This is a genomic window from Streptomyces sp. NPDC000134 (assembly GCF_042899225.1).
Taxonomy (GTDB): Bacteria; Actinomycetota; Actinomycetes; order Streptomycetales; family Streptomycetaceae; genus Streptomyces.
In genome coordinates, this window is record NZ_JBIAZN010000005.1 from 46,054 (window position 1) to 62,783 (window position 16,730).

General features: G+C 73.9%; 17 protein-coding genes and 1 riboswitch. Of the genes, 4 read left to right on the forward strand and 13 right to left on the reverse strand.

Features of this window, described 5'->3' with window-relative positions; translation table 11 throughout:
* Positions 1-162 precede the first annotated feature (162 nt).
* Together ACFY32_RS09020 and ACFY32_RS09025 are read right to left on the reverse strand one after the other, a co-directional pair.
* Positions 163-303: an SCO1431 family membrane protein gene (locus ACFY32_RS09020; RefSeq protein ID WP_359194012.1), complete on the reverse strand. Its 141-nt coding sequence runs from the start codon at positions 301-303 to the stop codon at positions 163-165.
* Between the two features lie 164 nt (positions 304-467).
* Positions 468-1,859 carry a peptidase C39 family protein gene (locus ACFY32_RS09025; RefSeq protein WP_359194015.1) on the reverse strand — a complete coding sequence of 464 codons (1,392 nt, stop codon included), beginning with the start codon at positions 1,857-1,859 and terminating at the stop codon, positions 468-470.
* 62 nt (positions 1,860-1,921) lie between these two features.
* On the opposite strand from ACFY32_RS09025, the gene ACFY32_RS09030 reads away from it, so the two are divergent.
* Positions 1,922-2,677: a uridine kinase gene (locus tag ACFY32_RS09030; protein WP_390673793.1), complete on the forward strand. Its 756-nt coding sequence runs from the start codon at positions 1,922-1,924 to the stop codon at positions 2,675-2,677.
* Between the two features lie 458 nt (positions 2,678-3,135).
* Positions 3,136-5,001 (forward strand): AAA family ATPase, encoded by a 1,866-nt coding sequence (locus tag ACFY32_RS09035; protein ID WP_359194020.1) that lies wholly within the window; start codon positions 3,136-3,138, stop codon positions 4,999-5,001.
* Between the two features lie 105 nt (positions 5,002-5,106).
* Here the strand turns inward: ACFY32_RS09035 and ACFY32_RS09040 are convergent, their stop codons facing one another.
* The 9 genes from ACFY32_RS09040 to ACFY32_RS09080 all read right to left on the reverse strand — a co-directional run bounded on the left by ACFY32_RS09040 (position 5,107) and on the right by ACFY32_RS09080 (position 12,653).
* On the reverse strand, positions 5,107-6,180 hold the full coding sequence (locus tag ACFY32_RS09040; protein ID WP_359194023.1) for a hemolysin family protein: 1,074 nt from the start codon (positions 6,178-6,180) through the stop codon (positions 5,107-5,109).
* Positions 6,177-7,508, reverse strand: a complete 1,332-nt coding sequence (locus ACFY32_RS09045) for a hemolysin family protein (protein WP_390673794.1) — start codon at positions 7,506-7,508, stop codon at positions 6,177-6,179. Before ACFY32_RS09045 ends, ACFY32_RS09040 begins: the two co-directional genes overlap by 4 nt.
* Before the next feature lie 334 nt (positions 7,509-7,842).
* On the reverse strand, positions 7,843-8,322 hold the full coding sequence (locus tag ACFY32_RS09050) for a PH domain-containing protein (RefSeq protein ID WP_390673795.1): 480 nt from the start codon (positions 8,320-8,322) through the stop codon (positions 7,843-7,845).
* 20 nt (positions 8,323-8,342) lie between these two features.
* Positions 8,343-9,200 (reverse strand): ATP phosphoribosyltransferase, encoded by an 858-nt coding sequence (hisG, locus tag ACFY32_RS09055; protein ID WP_359194032.1) that lies wholly within the window; start codon positions 9,198-9,200, stop codon positions 8,343-8,345.
* A 46-nt stretch (positions 9,201-9,246) separates the two neighbouring features.
* The gene (locus ACFY32_RS09060; RefSeq protein ID WP_029383007.1) at positions 9,247-9,519 is read right to left on the reverse strand and encodes a phosphoribosyl-ATP diphosphatase; all 273 of its coding nucleotides are present in this window, start codon (positions 9,517-9,519) and stop codon (positions 9,247-9,249) included.
* Between the two features lie 13 nt (positions 9,520-9,532).
* Positions 9,533-10,039, reverse strand: a complete 507-nt coding sequence (gene ribH, locus ACFY32_RS09065) for a 6,7-dimethyl-8-ribityllumazine synthase (RefSeq protein WP_390673796.1) — start codon at positions 10,037-10,039, stop codon at positions 9,533-9,535.
* A 30-nt stretch (positions 10,040-10,069) separates the two neighbouring features.
* Positions 10,070-11,413 carry a bifunctional 3,4-dihydroxy-2-butanone-4-phosphate synthase/GTP cyclohydrolase II gene (locus ACFY32_RS09070; RefSeq protein WP_359194040.1) on the reverse strand — a complete coding sequence of 448 codons (1,344 nt, stop codon included), beginning with the start codon at positions 11,411-11,413 and terminating at the stop codon, positions 10,070-10,072.
* A complete protein-coding gene (locus ACFY32_RS09075; protein WP_359194043.1) occupies positions 11,410-12,054 on the reverse strand; it encodes a nicotinamide mononucleotide transporter family protein in 645 nt (214 codons plus the stop codon). Before ACFY32_RS09075 ends, ACFY32_RS09070 begins: the two co-directional genes overlap by 4 nt.
* Positions 12,051-12,653, reverse strand: coding sequence for a riboflavin synthase (locus ACFY32_RS09080; protein ID WP_359194046.1), 603 nt, complete (start codon positions 12,651-12,653; stop codon positions 12,051-12,053). Before ACFY32_RS09080 ends, ACFY32_RS09075 begins: the two co-directional genes overlap by 4 nt.
* A 159-nt stretch (positions 12,654-12,812) precedes the next feature.
* A riboswitch (FMN riboswitch) is annotated at positions 12,813-12,943 on the reverse strand.
* A 316-nt stretch (positions 12,944-13,259) separates the two neighbouring features.
* Between ACFY32_RS09080 and ACFY32_RS09085 the strand changes: the two genes are divergently transcribed.
* On the forward strand, positions 13,260-13,712 hold the full coding sequence (locus ACFY32_RS09085) for a hypothetical protein (protein WP_390673797.1): 453 nt from the start codon (positions 13,260-13,262) through the stop codon (positions 13,710-13,712).
* A gap of 20 nt (positions 13,713-13,732) precedes the next feature.
* Here the strand turns inward: ACFY32_RS09085 and ACFY32_RS09090 are convergent, their stop codons facing one another.
* Positions 13,733-14,968 (reverse strand): ROK family transcriptional regulator, encoded by a 1,236-nt coding sequence (locus ACFY32_RS09090; RefSeq protein ID WP_390673798.1) that lies wholly within the window; start codon positions 14,966-14,968, stop codon positions 13,733-13,735.
* Between the two features lie 127 nt (positions 14,969-15,095).
* Here ACFY32_RS09090 and ACFY32_RS09095 point away from each other — a divergent pair, with 127 nt between their 5' ends.
* Positions 15,096-16,307 (forward strand): MFS transporter, encoded by a 1,212-nt coding sequence (locus ACFY32_RS09095; protein WP_359194054.1) that lies wholly within the window; start codon positions 15,096-15,098, stop codon positions 16,305-16,307.
* Here the strand turns inward: ACFY32_RS09095 and ACFY32_RS09100 are convergent.
* A complete protein-coding gene (locus ACFY32_RS09100) occupies positions 16,267-16,725 on the reverse strand; it encodes a hotdog domain-containing protein (protein ID WP_359194057.1) in 459 nt (152 codons plus the stop codon). The two genes, ACFY32_RS09095 and ACFY32_RS09100, sit on opposite strands and share 41 nt — an antisense overlap.
* Positions 16,726-16,730 lie beyond the last annotated feature (5 nt).

Sequence of the window (16,730 nt, forward strand, 5' to 3'; positions counted from 1 at the left end):
GCCGGCCCGGGGGGCCTGGCGGGCGATGTCGTCCATGGAGAACGCGTCGCAGGAGGTGCCGGCGAACAGCGGTTCGGTTTCGTCCCTTGTCCGGCGGGCGGTGGGACCTCCGCGGTACGGCAGGCCGGGGCATGGGTCAGGTCACATCGGCCGGGCGGGCGCTCACAGCAGGCCGAGCTGGACCACCAGCATCGCGATCACCACGACGAGGGTCCAGCCCAGGGCGTGTTCGAGGAACTCCGGGCCGTCGTCCCGGGGGCCGCCGGTGCGGGCGCGGGCGGCGGTGGCGGTCTGTGCGGTCATGGCTTCTCGCTGGTCTCGACGTACTGGACGGGTCCCCCCGGGCCGGTCCCCCGCCGGTGCGTCCACCTTGCCACCGAAATGCTCCGCCGCGGCCGAGATGTCCGTCACAGGGGACGGCCCCCGGCGGGTGCCGGGGGCCGTCCGGGGCCGGGCGCGGTGCCGGTTCAGCGCACGCCGACCGCCGCGAGCGCCTTGCGCTGGCGCGGGGTGGGGTGGGCCGGGAAGTACAGGTAGCAGACGCCGCCGGTGCCGGAGGCGACCTTGCCGGAGGCGTTGTAGCGCTTGGTGCGCAGCCAGATGTTCTCGAACTCCCGCCGCCGGTAGACGCGGCGGACCTCCTCGTTGCTGTCCGAGGCCGGGTCGTTGGCGATCACGTCCCCGGTGGCGGTGAAGCCGATCACCGTCATCAGGTGGCCCGAGGTGCCGTACCCGGCCCCGGTCAGCTCGGTGGCGAGGAAGGACTGGGACGTTATGGCCGGGATGCCGGCCGCGATCAGCGTCTCCAGGTCGGTGAGCGAGCGGAGCCGGGTGACCACGCCCTGGAGGCCGTCGAAGGTGGCCGCGTAGGCGGCGTTGAACGGCCAGTTGCCGCAGCCGTCGTACTGGTAGTCGAAGGTGTACCGGGCCGCGTGGCAGATCTGCGGGTCGGCGTAGGAGGGGTCGACCCAGGCGAGCTGTTCCTGGGTGAGCCGGCCGCCCCAGTACTCGATGATCATCTGCGAGGAGGTGGGGCTGCACCACGCCTCGCCGCCGTTGTCGTACTCCGGGTACTGGCCCTTGTGGACCTCCTGCGAGTAGCGCGGGACGGTCAGTTCCTGGGCGAGGCCCGGGGTGGAGGCCGGGACCGTGAAGCGGTCGGGGATGTCGGAGCCCATCGCGCCGAGCCGCCAGACGGTCGGGGTGACGTCGGCGCCGGGCCGGCGGTAGAGGGTCAGCCGGAGCCGGTAGGAGGCCAGGCGCAGCCCGGTGGAGGCGTCGTCGATGGCGAAGGTGTCCGTCCAGACGCTGCTCCTGCCGTCGCCCTGGTCGTCGACCGAGGTGCGGCGGATGTCCTGGTCGCCGGCGGCCCAGCGGCCCAGCACGTACCAGGGCGTGGCGGTGCCGTCGGAGTAGGTGCCCTTCAGTTCGACCTGGAGCCAGGTGCCGCCGGGCGTGCGGGCGTTCCAGGAGGCGATCACCTCCGTCGCGGGCACGGCGAGCCGGTGGACGGGCGAGGTCCACCGCGCGTACTCCCAGGTGGCGGTGGTGCCGGTGTGCGGATCGGTGTACTCGGTGGTCCCGGCCGGGGCGCCGATCACGACGCCGGGCCGGGCGCCCGATACGGCCCGCGTACCGTCGGCGGCGCCGCCGCGCCAGTCGCGGTACGTGGTCCAGGACCGGTAGTCGACCTGGCGGCCGGGGTCGCGGTCGGCGTCCGCGGCGCCGGTGCCGCCCTCGGTCGCGGGGCCGGCCGCGGTGGCGGTGCCGGCGGCGGCCGGGACGGTGCCGCCGGCCACCGCGGCGGCCACGGCCGCGGCCAGAACTGTTCTGCGGGAGGGCTGTTCGGCTCTGCTCATGGGCGGAAGACCCCCAGGTGTCCGAGTCGGGGCAGGTCCGGTTGCACGGTTGTGCGCCAACTATGGCCGCAGCCGCCCGCCGCTGCCAGCAATTTCGCCGTGCCACGCCCAGGAATCAGGAATACGGCGCGGCGGGGCGGCGGGTGCGGTGCCGGGCCCGGCCGCGGTTAGAGTGCTGGGCGACCGAACACCCGTACCGTGCCCGCCCAGGACCCGTCATCCACGCTCTCGCCGCCCGGCTCCGCGCCCTGCCCCCGTCCTGCGGCCCGGTCCGCCTGATCGGGGTCGACGGACACGCGGGCTCCGGCAAGTCGACGTTCGCCGGGAGGCTGGCGGCGGTGCTCGGCGGCGCTCCGGTACTGCACCTGGACGACATCGCCAGCCACGAGGAACTGTTCGACTGGACCGGCCGGCTGCTGGCACAGGTGATCGAGCCGTTCGCCCGGGGCGAGGACGCCCGCTACCGCCCCTACGACTGGCGGGCCCGCCGCTTCGGCCCGCCCCGCCCGCTGCCCTGCGCTCCCCTGGTCCTGCTGGAGGGCGTCGGCGCCGGCCGGCGGGCGCTGCGGCCCCGGCTGGCGGCGCTGCTGTGGATGGAGATGCCGGCCGGGCGCGCGTGGGCGCGGGGACGGGCGCGCGACGGCGAGGAACAGCGGGAGTTCTGGGACGGGTGGACCCCGGCCGAGCGCGAGCACTTCAGCGCCGACCCCACGCGCCCCCATGCACATCTGCTGGTGCGCCAGCGGCCGGAGGGCTACGAGGTGCTGGAGGGCCCCTCCGGGACGGGCCGATCCAGGGGTGATCCTCACCCAGAGTGACAGGCCGTCCGCGTTGTGGTGAACCCGTGAAGATCCCTGTTCGAGCGCGCCCCGGAGTGCCCCAACTCCGCTTGACCCGACGGGCGTACAGGTCTTACGTTCTCAATGTGCGGTTCCTCCGGAGCCGCCCGCGGACGCGAAGCCCCCGGTTGTTCCCCCGTGACCGGGGGCTTCGTTCTGCCCGCGCCGCTTTCGCGGGCGCTCCGCGCCGCCGAGCGCTCACCCACGGTCACCGCGCCCCCTGCGCCCCGTCTGCTCCCACCTCGCGAAACGCCCCTCGCGGCACCCTTCGGGGGGAAGACCGCCGCGGGTACGATGCCCTCGGTGCGACCTTCCGACGACTGGTTCGCGCACCTGCAACTCCGGGCCGTGGCACAGCGGTTCAGCGGTCGGACCGACAGGCCGACGGGCGACGGCCCGGCGGCGTACCGACGGGGGCGCGGTTTGTGGGGGACGTGATGGACTTCGGCACGCAGGGCCCGCCGGCCCCGGCCGACCTCGCCTGGCTGCGCGGCGTGGACGCCTACACGATGGGCGCCTACCCCCAGGCCGAGGAGGAGTTCCGGACGGCGGTGCGCATCGACCCCGGCATGGCCGACGGATGGCTCGGACTGCACGCGCTGCGTATCGACACCACGGCCGCGCTGCTGCGGATGTTCCGGCACCGGGACCGCTTCGGCGAGCAGCGCGCCCGGCACCGCCGCACCCTGAACTCCTGGTACTGGCTGGGCTGGTGGGTGCAGCCGGTGCTGGAGAGCCCCCGCGACCTGCTGCTCGCGCACGCCTCGCACTGGCTGGACGGCCGGCACGTCCCGGAGCTGGACCGGGCGCTGGCCGGGCTGCCGCCGGTGGACGCCGACCCCCAGGTCCGTTTCCTGCACGCCTGCCGCGCCTATCTCGTCAAGGACTGGGAGCAGTTGGTCCGGCACACCGACCCGCTGCTCGGCGATCCGCTGCTGGGCATCGAGGCGGGGCTGTTCGGCGGCATGGCCCGGGTCCGGCTGGAGATGTACGGGCAGGCCGAACCGCTGCTGTCGGCGGCGCTGATGCGCTGCCGCAGCGAGCAGCCGCAGCGCAAGGAGCTGCGCTACTGGCTGGCGCGGGCGCACGAGGGCACCGGCCGCAGCGCCGCCGCCCTGCCGCTGTACCGGGCCGTGCACCGGGTCGACCCGTCGTTCATGGACACCGCGGCCCGGCTCGCGGCGATCGCCGAGGGCGACGGCTACGAGGACGCCGCCGACCTGGGCGCGTTCGCCCCGGCGGGCGCCGGGCAGGACCCGCCGGACCTCCCGGACGGGGGCCTGGACCCGCTGTTCGGCACCCCGGAGCGGGACCTGAAGCTGTCCGACCCCGAGCCGCCGGCCGGGCCGCTCGCCCCGGTCGCCGGCACCTCGGTCCGGCAGCGGACGGCGGCCCCGGACCCGTCCCTGCCCGCCGGGCCCACCGACCCGGCCCTGCTCGCGCAGGCGCTGGCCGAACTGGAGCGCATGGTCGGCCTGGAGCCGGTCAAGCGCCAGGTCAAGGCGTTGTCGGCGCAGCTCAACATGGCCCGGCTGCGGGCCGGGCAGGGCCTGCCGGTCCAGCCGCCCAAGCGGCACTTCGTCTTCTCCGGCCCCTCCGGCACCGGCAAGACCACCGTGGCCCGCATCCTCGGCCGGGTCTTCTACGCCCTCGGGCTGCTCGGCGGCGACCACCTGGTGGAGGCACAGCGCGCCGACCTGGTCGGCGAGTACCTCGGACAGACCGCGGTGAAGGCCAATGAGCTGATCGACTCAGCGCTCGGCGGCGTCCTCTTCGTCGACGAGGCGTACGCGCTGTCCAACTCCGGGTACGGCAAGGGCGACGCGTACGGCGACGAGGCGCTCCAGGTGCTGCTGAAGCGGGCGGAGGACAACCGGGACCACCTGGTGGTGATCCTGGCCGGCTACCCGGAGGGCATGGACCGGCTGCTGGCCGCCAACCCCGGACTGTCCTCCCGCTTCACCACCCGCGTGGACTTCCCCTCCTACCGCCCCCAGGAGCTGACCTCGATCGGCGAGGTGCTCGCCGCGGAGAACGGGGACGGGTGGGACGAGGAGGCCCTGGACGAGCTGCGCTCGATCGCCGGGCACGTCGTCGAGCAGGGCTGGATCGACGAACTGGGCAACGGGCGGTTCCTGCGCACGCTGTACGAGAAGAGCTGCGCGTACCGGGATCTGCGGCTGTCGACCTATCCCGGCACGCTGACCCGCGACGACCTGGCGACCCTGCGGCTGCCGGACCTGATGCAGGCGTACGGGGAGGTCCTGTCGGGGCGGGGGCCCCAGGACCCGCCCGGTCTCTGAGGCCGGGCGGGGCCGGCTGGGCTCTGAGGCCGGCTGGGCTCTGAGGCCGGCTGGGCCGTCCCGGACCGGGGGCCCGGCCGGGCCGTCCCGGGTTGTGCGGCCCGGCTAGGCCATCACCTCCTCGGGCTCGCTGCCGGTCCTCGGGGCGCTCACCGCCGGCTCGCGGTGGGCCGGGTCGCGGACCTCGCCGACCAGCAGTTCCAGGACGTCCTCCAGGGCGACCAGGCCCAGCACCCGGCCGCCGGCGTCGGTGACCTGGGCGAGGTGGGTGGCGGCGCGGCGCATCACGGTGAGGGCGTCGTCCAGCGGCAGCTCGGGGCGCAGGGTGGTCATGGGCCGCCATATCTGCTGGGGCACCGCCCGCTCCGACTCCTCCAGGTCGAGGACGTCCTTGACGTGGAGGTAGCCCATGAACGGGCCGTTGTCGGCGGCGATCGGGAACCGGGAGTAGCCGGTGCGGGCGGTCAGCTCGACGATCTGGCCGGGGGTGACGGACGGGGGGACCGTCACCCATGCCTCGCGCTCGACGAGGACGTCGGTCACCGGGCGGGAGCCCAGCTCCAGGGCGTCCTCCAGGCGTTCCTGCTCCTCGGGGTCGAGGAGTCCGGCCTGGCCCGCGTCCTCGACCAGCCGGTTGAGCTGGGCGCGGGTGAAGACGGCCTCGACCTCGTCCTTGGGCTCGACCCGGAACAGCTTGAGGATGCCCTGGGCGACGGCGCCGAGGGCGGCCGTGACCGGCTTGCACAGGCGGGCGAAGGCGACCAGGCCGGGGCCCAGCCAGAGGGCGGCCTTCTCGGGGGCGGCCATGGCGAGGTTCTTCGGGACCATCTCGCCGATGACCAGGTGGCAGAAGACCACGGCGGCCAGCGCGACGACGTAGCCGAGCGGGTGGACCATGCCGTGCGGCAGATGTATCCAGGTGAAGACCGGCTCCAGCAGGTGGGCGACGGTCGGTTCGGCGACCGCGCCGAGCGTCAGCGAGCAGACGGTGATGCCGAACTGGGCGGCGGCCATCATCTGCGGCAGATGCTCCAGACCGTGCAGGACCTGGCGGGCGCGGGCGGTGCGCAGCGGTTCGATCTGGCTGCGGCGGACCGACACCAGGGCGAACTCGGCGCCGACGAAGAAGCCGTTGGCGAGGACCAGCAGGGCGGCCAGCAGAAGTTGCAGCACGCTCATCGGACGGCCTCCGGTACGGGCACGGGCGCCGTCCGGACCAGCCGGACCCGCTCGGCGCGGTAGTGGCCGACCCGGCGCACCGAGAGCCGCCAGCCCGGCAGCTCGGCCCGGTCGCCGACGGCGGGGATACGGCCGAGCAGGTCGGCGACGAGCCCGGCGACGGTCTCGTAGGGGCCCTCGGGGACCTCCAGGCCGATGCGGCGCAGGACGTCGACGCGGCAACTGCCGTCGGCGTCCCAGGCGGGGCGGCCGTCCTCGGGCGGGGCGGCGGCCAGCTCGGGGAGATCCTGGCCGTCGTGCTCGTCGCGGACCTCGCCGACGATCTCCTCGACGATGTCCTCCAGGGTGACGACGCCGGCGGTGCCGCCGTACTCGTCGACGACGACGGCCATCGGCTGCTCGCTGCGGAGCCGGGTCAGCAGGGGCCGCACCGGCAGGGTCTCGGGGACCAGCAGGGCCGGGCGGGCGATGCGGCCGACGGGGGTGCGCAGCCGGTCGTGGACCGGGACGGCGAGGGCGTCCTTGAGGTGGACCACGCCGGTGATCTCGTCGATCTTCTCCCGGTAGACGGGGAAGCGGGACAGGCCGGTGGCGCGGGTCAGGTTGACCACGTCCTCGGCGGTGGCCGAGGACTGCAGGGCGCTGACCTTCACCCGGGGGGTCATGACGTGCTGCGCGGCCAGCTCGCCCAGGGAGAGGGTGCGGACGAAGAGGTCGGCGGTGTCCTGCTCCAGGGCGCCGGCCTGGGCGGAGTGCCGGGCCAGGGAGACCAGCTCGCCCGGGGTGCGGGCGGAGGCCAGTTCCTCGGCCGGTTCCACGCCGAGGGCGCGGACGAGCCGGTTGGCCACGGTGTTCAGCGCGGCGATCACCGGGCGGAAGGTGCGGGCGAACAGGTGCTGCGGGCCGGCCACGAAGCGGGCGACCTGCAAGGGGCGGGAGACCGCCCAGTTCTTCGGGACCAGCTCGCCGACCACCATCTGCACGGCCGAGGCCAGCAGCATGCCGACGACGACCGCGACGCCGGACACCGCGCCGTCGGGGACGCCGATCGCGGTGAACGGGCCGGCCAGCAGCCCGGCGAGCGCCGGTTCGGCGAGCATGCCGACGACGAGGGAGGTGATGGTGATGCCGAGCTGGGTGCCGGAGAGCTGGAAGGACAGCTCCCTCAGGGACTCGACGACGCGCCGGGCGCGCCGGTCGCCGCGGGCCGCGGCCTCCTCGGCGTCGGGGCGCTCGACGGTCACCAGGCCGAACTCGGCCGCCACGAAGAATCCGTTGGCGAGGATCAGCAGGAAGGCGGCTGCCAGGAGCAGCAGGGGGGTGGTCATGATGCCGCCGCCTGTGTCGTGTCACGACCGGGGGCGGCGCAGGTACTGCAGGACGATCCGTCCATCGCCGGAGGGAGTCACTCCTCGGGTAGCTGGAACCCCTGTGCACCGGGCGGAGCGACAGGAGCGGAGGCGCACTCGGCACGCCTCCGCCCACCAGGTTAATCACCAGCGGCCGGTGAGCGGCAGGGTGGACGACCCCGAACGGACCCCGGGCGGTCCCGGACGGGCCCCGAGATGCCCCGGGCGTACGCCGGGGCGCGCGGCGTCAGGGCCCGCGCGGCCCGGCGTCAGGGCCCGCGCGGCCCGGCGTCGGGGCCGGCGCGGCCCGGTGTCAGGGCCGGCGCGGCCCGGCGTCGGGGGTGCTGCGGGCCTCGGCGAGCGCCCGCAGCGCCCGCGCGTCGGCGACGGCCCGCTGCTTGGCGATGCCGGGCTGGATGCCGAGCGCGGGCAGGCTGGTGCCGTCGCTGAGGTCGAGGAAGACCCAGGGGTCGCCGGGGCGGAGGTTGACGCGGAGGATCTCCGCCCACTCCAGGCGGCGCCGCCGGGTGAGGTTCACCACGGTGACCCCGGACTCCTCGGCGACCACCTTGGGGCGGGCCAGCAGGAGCAGCACGCCGGCCAGGATGAGCGCCGTCAGCACGAAGCTGAGGCGCTCCCCGGGGCCGAGCCGTTCCATCAGCATGGCGACCACGGTGATGACCACGAAGACGGCGACGGCGGCGCCGACCAGGACGGCACGGGTGCGGCCGGGCCGGAAGGTGACGGGCAGGGCGGGCGGCTCGGGTCGGGCCCCCGGGGTGGCGTCCGGCATGGTGTGCTCCGGGATCTGCGTCAGAGGCGGCAGGCGTGGATGGCCGTGGTGAGGATGGCGCGGGCGCCGATCTCGTACAGGTCGTCCATGATCCGCTGCGCCTCCTTGGCGGGGACCATGGCGCGGACGGCGACCCAGCCCTCGTTGTGCAGCGGGGAGACGGTCGGGGACTCCAGGCCGGGGGTGAGCGCGACGGCCTTCTCCAACTGCTCGACGCGGCAGTCGTAGTCCATCATCACGTACGTCCGGGCCACCAGGACGCCCTGGAGGCGGCGCAGGAACTGCTGCACCTTGGGTTCGGCCTCGGCCGTCTCGTCGGCGCCGGTGCGGCGGATCACGACGGCCTCGGACTTCATGATCGGCTCGCCGATGACCTCCAGACCGGCGTTGCGCAGCGAGGTGCCGGTCTCCACGACGTCGGCGATGACCTCGGCGACGCCCAGTTCGATGGCGGTCTCCACGGCGCCGTCGAGGTGGACGACGGAGGCGTCGACGCCGTGGTCGGCGAGGTGCTTGGCGACGATCCCCTCGTACGACGTGGCGACGGTCATGCCCTTGAGGTCCTCGACGCCGCGGGCCGTGCCCGGCTTGGTGGCGTAGCGGAAGGTGGAGCGGGCGAAGCCGAGGGGGAGGATCTCCTCGGCGTCGGCGCCGGAGTCGATCAGCAGGTCGCGGCCGGTGATGCCGATGTCGAGGCGGCCGGAGGAGACGTAGATCGCGATGTCGCGGGGGCGGAGGTAGAAGAACTCGACCTCGTTCTCCGGGTCGACGATGCGCAGTTCTTTGGACTCGCGGCGCTGCTGGTAGCCGGCCTCATGCAGCATGTCCGCCGCAGGGCCGGAGAGTGAACCCTTGTTGGGGACGGCGATGCGCAGCATGAGGTCGGCTTCCTTCGCGTTAAAGGGGGAGGGTGGTGAACTCGGTTTACAGGTGGGCGTAGACGTCGTCCAGGGAGATGCCGCGGGCGACCATCATCACCTGGACGTGGTACAGGAGCTGCGAGATCTCCTCGGCGGCCGCTTCCTTGCCCTCGTACTCGGCGGCCATCCAGACCTCCGCGGCCTCCTCGACGACCTTCTTGCCGATGGCGTGGACGCCCTTGTCGACCAGCTCGGCGGTGCGGGAGGTGGCGGGGTCGCCGTGGGCGGCCTTCTGCTGGAGCTCGGTGAACAGCTCCTCGAACGTCTTCTTGGACATGGTGGCGCCCACTCTACGGGTTGTGCGGACCGCCCTGGCGCCAGGGCTCGGATACCGAACGCAGCGTGGCCGCCGTCGCCACCGCCGCGGTCACCGCCTCGTGGCCCTTGTCCTCGCTGGAGCCCTCCAGTCCGGCGCGGTCCAGGGCCTGCTCCTCGGTGTCGCAGGTCAGGACGCCGAAGCCGACCGGGACTCCGGTGTCCACGGAGACCTGGGTGAGGCCCTGGGTGACGCCCTGGCAGACGTAGTCGAAGTGGGGGGTGCCGCCGCGGATGACGACGCCGAGGGCGACGACCGCGTCGTAGCCGCGGCCGGCCAGGGCCTTGGCGACCACGGGCAGCTCCCAGCTTCCGGGGACCCGCAGCAGGGTCGGCTCGCTGATGCCCAGGTCGTGCAGGGCCCGCAGGGCGCCGTCCACCAGGCCGTCCATCACCTTCTCGTGCCACTGCGCCGCGACGACGGCGACCCGCAGGTCCCCCACGCTGCGTACGGACAGTTCCGGTGCACCCTTGCCGCTCACGTTGCTCCTCGGCTCCTCGGAGTTCTTCGCTTACTGGTTGCCGCAGGTGGACACCGGGGCGGTGTCCAGCCAGGGCAGGTCGTGACCCATCCGGTCCCGCTTGGTGCGCAGGTAGCGGAGGTTGTGCTCACCGGCCTGGACGGGCATCGGCTCGCGGCCGGTGACCTCGATGCCGTGCCGCTCCAGGGCGGCGGACTTGTCGGGGTTGTTGGTCAGCAGGCGGACGCCGCGGACGCCGAGGTCCTTGAGGATCTGGGCGCCGGCGCCGTAGTCCCGGGCGTCGGCGGGCAGGCCGAGTTCCAGGTTGGCGTCCAGGGTGTCGCGGCCGCGCTCCTGGAGTTCGTAGGCGCGCAGCTTGGACATCAGGCCGATGCCCCGGCCCTCGTGGCCGCGGAGGTAGACGACGACGCCGCGGCCCTCGGACTGGATGCGGGCCAGGGAGGCGTCCAGTTGGGGCCCGCAGTCGCAGCGCTGGGAGCCGAAGACGTCGCCGGTGAGGCACTCGGAGTGGACCCGGACGAGGACGTCCCGGCCGTCGCCGAGGTCGCCGTGGACGAGGGCGACGTGCTCGACGCCATCGACGGTGGAGCGGTAGCCGTACGCGGTGAAGGGGCCGTGGGAGGTGGGCAGGTCGACCTCGGCCTCGCGGCGGACGGTGGGTTCGGCGCTGCGGCGGTAGGCGATCAGGTCCTCGATGGAGATGATCGTCAGGCCGTGCTTGCGGGCGAACGGGATCAGCTCGGGCAGCCGCAGCATCCGGCCGTCCTCGCCGGCGATCTCGACGATGGCGCCGGCCGGGCGCAGTCCCGCGAGCCGGGCGAGGTCGACGGCGGCCTCGGTGTGGCCGTCGCGGGCGAGGACGCCGCCGGGGCGGGCGCGCAGCGGGAAGACGTGGCCGGGGCGGACGAAGTCGCCGGGTCCGGCGGCGCCGCCGGCCAGCAGCCGGAGGGTGGCGGCGCGGTCGGCAGCCGAGATGCCGGTGCTCACCCCGTGTACGGGGGCGGCGTCCACGGAGACCGTGAACGCGGTCTTCATCGACTCGGTGTTGTCCTCGACCATCTGCGGGAGCCGGAGCCGGTCGAGTTCGTCGCCCTCCATGGGGGCGCAGATCAGGCCGCGGCACTCGCTCATCATGAAGGCGACGATCTCCTCGGTCGCCTTCTCGGCGGCGATGACGAGGTCGCCCTCGTTCTCCCGGTCGGCGTCGTCGACGACCACGACCGGGCGGCCCGCGGCGATGTCGGAGACGGCCTGCTCGACGGGGTCCAGGACGAGTTCCCCGGGGACGTCGGCGCGGTAGAGGACGGGCGGGGCGAGCGGGGCGCCGCGCAGCGCCCCGCTCGGGGCGTCGGCGGGAGACCGGCGGGCGGTCATGCGGGCGCTCCTTCCATGACGGGCCGCTGTCCCTGGCGGGAGCGCAGCCACCAGTCGCGCATGCCCCACAGGACGAGCGCGCCGTAGACGACGTAGACGAAGCCGGAGAAGGCGAAGCCGTTGGCGAAGTTCAGCGGCACGCCGACCAGGTCGACGAGGAGCCAGGCGAACCAGAACTCGACCATGCCGCGGGCCTGGGCGTACATGGCGACGACGGTGCCGACGAAGATGTACGCGTCCGGCCAGGGGTCCCAGGAGAGGCTGGGTACGGCGGTGAAGAGGCCGCCGACCGCGAGGGTGCCGAGGGCGGCGGTGCCGAGCAGGGCGCCGCGCTCGCGCCAACTGGCGAAGCGGACGGCGACGGTGCCGTCCTGGCTCTGCCGCCGGCCCCGGTTCCACTGCCAGTAGCCCCACGCGGCGACGACCATGACGACGATCTGCTTGCCGGCGCTGCCGGAGAGGTGGGCGGTGGCGAAGGCCGCGAAGAGGATCAGGCCGGAGAGGAACTGCGCGGGCCAGCTCCAGATCGAGCGCCGCCAGCCGAGCGCGAGACCGATCAGACCTATCACGTTGCCGATCATGTCGGACCACTTGATGTGCTGGTCGAAGAGGACGAACGCTTCGGAATTGAGCCAGTTCACTGGGTGCCCCCCTGGGCGGCGAGCAGGCGCTCGACGTACTTGGCGATGACGTCCACTTCGAGGTTGACCGGGTCGCCGGGCTGCTTGCGGCCGAGCGTGGTCAGGGCGAGGGTGGTCGGGATGAGACTGACCGTGAAGGAGTCGGGGCCCGCGTCGACGACGGTGAGGCTGATGCCGTCGACGGTGATGGAGCCCTTCTCGACGACGTAGCGGGCGAGGTCCGCCGGCAGCGAGATCCTGACGATTTCCCAGTGCTCGGACGGCTCGCGGGCAAGGATCTCGCCGGTGCCGTCGACGTGGCCCTGCACGATGTGGCCGCCGAGGCGGTCGCCGACGGCGGTGGGGCGCTCCAGGTTGACGCGGGAGCCCACGGCGAGGGCGCCGAGGCTGGAGCGGTTCAGGGTCTCGGCCATGACGTCGGCGGTGAACTCGTCGCCCTCGTGGTCGACGACGGTGAGGCAGACGCCGTTGACGGCGATGGAGTCGCCGTGGCGCGCGCCTTCGGTGACCACGGGGCCGCGCAGCCGGAAACGACACGCGTCGCCGAGGGTCTCTACGGCGGTGACCTCGCCCAGCTCTTCGACGATTCCGGTGAACACTTCCCGGGTCCTCCCTGCCTCTTCGGGCACGGACTCCGGGGCTCTGCCGATGACGACAGAATGCACGGGCGACGGCATCCGGTGCGTCGCCCCTGATCGCGGAGCCGTCCCTGTGGACGGTTCCGTAAACAGTCGGCGGCACGCATGTATGCCCGCCCGCCGCGCACTGCCTCCCATCCGGACTTTAACCGTCGGTCCAGGAATTTCACCTGGTCAACCGGCCGCTGGAGGCGACCGGGTCGCGGACTGTAACCGCCGGTTCGGACTTTCACCGACCCCGGAGTGCGCTGCTTCTGGTACAGGGCCAGTGTGCCACGCCTGATCGTCGCCCAGGCGGGCGAGTGCTGTGGAGTGGCTCACAGGATCACCGCACCCGCCAAGTGGTCCATACCTATTGACGCTTTGGTCTAGTCCTCTTTACTGTCTGCGGGTCTGCGCGTCCTCCCCGCGAGACCGGCCCGGCGGCGGTGACGAAGGCCCTTGCCCGCCGCCGGGCCTCCCACCTCCGGCCGTGCGCGACGGCCGTGTGCGACGACCGTGCGGAACGGCGCGTCGGCGGGCATGCTCCCACCGGAGATCCCGACGAGCGGGGACGGACGTGGGGCGATGAACCGACGCGAGGGGCTGCGGGCGGGGCTGGGCGTGCTGGCGGGTACGCAGGTCCTGCTGGGGCTGTGGGTCCTGCTGCTGCCGGAGCTGTTCTGGAAGTGGCCCTGGGTGTCGCACCTGCCGCCCTACAACGAGCATCTGCTGCGGGACTTCGGCGGGGCGAGCCTGGCGGTGGCGGTCGTGCTGTGCGCGGCGGTGGCCACGATGGAACGGCGCCTGGTGCTGACCGCGCTGGTGGCCTACCTGGCCTCCTCGGTCCCCCACCTCCTCTTCCACGCCCGGCACTTGACGCCCCTGTCCACGGCGAGCGGCGCGGGCTTCCTGACGCTGCTGGGGGTGGCGGTGCTGCTGCCGACGGGGCTGCTGTGGGTGGCGGCGGGCGGTGCGGCGTTCGGCGCGGCGGGGAGTACGGCGGGCAAGGCGGACGGTACGGCGCAGGGAGAGCGGTAATGGCCCCGTGAACGGGACGCCTACCGCTGGGCGAACAGCTCCTCCTGGGCGCGGTCCCGAGCGGTCAGCAGGGCGCCGCGCAGCACGGCCTCGCCGCCCAGCAGGGTCGGGCGCACCTCGGTGGGCAGCGGGGACAGCCGGGCGAGCCGCTCGTGGACGCGGGCGGCGAGGGTGTCGCCGCCCGCGCGGCCGATCTCCCCGGCCAGCACCACACAGCCGGGGTCCAGCACGGAGACGACGGCCGCCGCCCCGAGGGCGATCCGCTCGGCCAGGTCGGCCAGGAACCGCCGGGCGGCGGGGTCGGCACCCCGCCGCCGCACGGCCTCCCGCAGCAGTTCCGCGGGGTCGGCCACGGAGGGCACGCCGGCCATGCCGCCCACCGCCCCCGCCTCGCGCGACGCCCCCGTCGCACGGGCCGGGCCCACCCCGTGAGCCGCCGCCAGCTCCCCCACCGCCGCCGCCCCCACCAGCGAGTGGAAGCCCCCGTCGCAGTCCGTGGCCGCCGGCAGGCCCGATGTGCCCGGCACCGGCAGGAAGCCGACCTCGCCCGCCCCGCCGGAGGCGCCCCGGCGCAGACTGCCGTCCAGGACGAGGGCGGCGCCGACGCCGAGGCCCAGCCAGAGCAGCACGAACGTGTCCCGGTCCCGGGCCGCCCCGTCCCGCTGTTCGGCGAGGGCGGCGAGGTTGGTCTCGTTCTCGACGCTGACGCGGGACTCCGGGAACCGTTCCTGGAGGGCGGTGACCAGTCGGCGGTGCCAGACGGGCAGGCCGGTGGAGGGCCGCAGCTCGCCCGTGCCGGGGTCGATCAGGCCGGGGGCGCCGATGCCGACCGTGTGCAGCCGCTCGGCCCCGGCCTCCTTGGCGGCCCGCTCGACGAGGGCGACCGCCTGCTCCAGCGCGGGGCCCGTGCCCATGGCGCCGTCGATCGGCACGGACGCCTCGGCGAGCACCCGGCCGACCAGGTCGGACACGAGCACGGAGACGCCCTCGGTACGCACGTCGAGCGCGGCGAGATGGGCGCGGTCGGCGACGATTCCGTACAGCTTGGCGTTGGGGCCGCGGCGCTGCTCGCCGGACTTCCCGACGACGGCGATGAGGCCGGCGGCGGTGAGGCGTTCGACGAGGTCGGCCACGGTGGGCCGGGACAGCCCCGTCATCTGCTTGAGCTGGGTGGCCGTCAGCGCGCCCTCCTGCACGAGCAGTCGCAGGGCGAGCCGGTCGTTGATGGCTCGGGCGGTGCTCGGGGAAGCGGGCATGGCCGGAATCCTTCCAGATCGGCGGGCGCGGGGCCCGCGATCCGATACTCCCTATCTATCAGGCAGGCTCCCTGATAGTTTACCGGCGCAGGCGCGATCGAGGACACGGTGGGAGGGTCCGGCGGACATGAGTGCAGTGGTCTACTCGGCGGTCGAGGTCAGGCGCGCACGGTTCGCCGTGGCCGCGGTGTTCGCGGTGCACGGCGCGGTCACCGGCTCGTTCGCGACCCGCGTGCCCTGGATTCAGGATCACGCCGGGGTGAGCGCCGGTCAGTTGGGTCTCGCCCTGGCGTTCCCCGCGCTCGGCGCGTCGCTCGCCATGCCGCTGGCCGGCGGCATCAGCCACCGCTTCGGCGCCCGTACGGCCCTGCGCGGGCTGCTGGCGCTGTGGACCCTGGCGCTGACCCTGCCGTCGATCGCCCCGAACCTGCTCACCCTCTGTTTCGCCCTGTTCGTCTACGGCGCCACGGCGGGCATGTCGGACGTGGCGATGAACGCGCTCGGCGTCGAGGTGGAGAATCGTCTCGGCAAGTCGATCATGTCGGGGCTGCACGGCATGTGGAGCGCCGGCGCCCTGATCGGTTCGGCGGCCGGCACGCTCGCCGCCCACCTCGGTTCGGACGCCCGGCTGCACCACGCGCTGGCCGCCGCGGTGCTGACCGTGGCCGGCCTGGTGGCGTGCGCGTGGGTGCTGGACCTCCAGCCCGCCGAGGACGAGGACCCGCCGCCGCGGTTCGCGCTGCCGCCCCGCTCGGCGCTGCTGATCGGCGCCATCGGGTTCTGCGCGGTGTTCGCCGAGGGCGCGAGCCTGGACTGGTCGGCGGTCTACCTCAAGGACGAGCTGGAGACCTCGGCCGGGCTGGCGGCGGCGTGCACCACCGGTTTCACGCTGACCATGGCGCTGGCCCGGTTCGCGGGCGACAAGGTGGTGGACCGGTTCGGTTCGGTGCGCACGGTCCGGGTCAGCGGCGCGCTGGCCACCCTCGGCGGGGTGCTCATCGTCGTCGGCGGCAGTCCGGCGGTGGCGATGAGCGGGTTCGCCCTGATGGGCCTGGGCATCGCCGTGGTCGTGCCGCTGTGCTTCGCGGCGGCGGGCCGCAGCGGCGCCAACCCCTCGCTCGCCATCGCGGGCGTGGCGACCATCACGTACACCTCGGGGCTGGTCGCGCCCAGTGCGATCGGCACGCTGGCGCAGGCGACCAGCCTGGTGGTGTCCTTCGGTCTGGTGACGGTGCTGTCCTGCGGCCTGGCGGCGTTCGCCGGGGTGCTGCGCGCCGGGGACCGGGACCGTCCGAAGATCAGCCGGCCGGACGCAGCAGTCCCTGGCCGACGGCCCTGAACGCCTCGCTCCACGGCGCGGGGCGCAGCGTCTGCGCGTCCAGCCTGACCAGCACCCGGGTGCCGTGGGCGTAGGTGGCCGCCCCGTCCGCCGAGCAGAACCGGAAGCCGTACGTCAGCCCGGTCCGGCCGAGCCGCTCCAGCCACAGGTGGACGGCGTACGCGCCCGGCCGGGTGACCGGCGCCTCGTAGGTGATCCGCAGTTCCTTGACGGCGTTGCAGGCGTCGCCGGCCGCCGCCCAGTCGCCCTCGAAGCGGAAGCCGTGCGCCTGCCACAGCTCGGTCCAGGCCCGCTCGACCAGCACGGGGTAGCGGCCGTTGTGCAGCAGGCCCAGGGCGTCCAGGTCGTCGAAGTGGACGGTGACGGGGACCAGCCTGCCGTGGGTCGGGGCAGGGGCGGCCGGGGCTTCGGCGGTCATGGGCG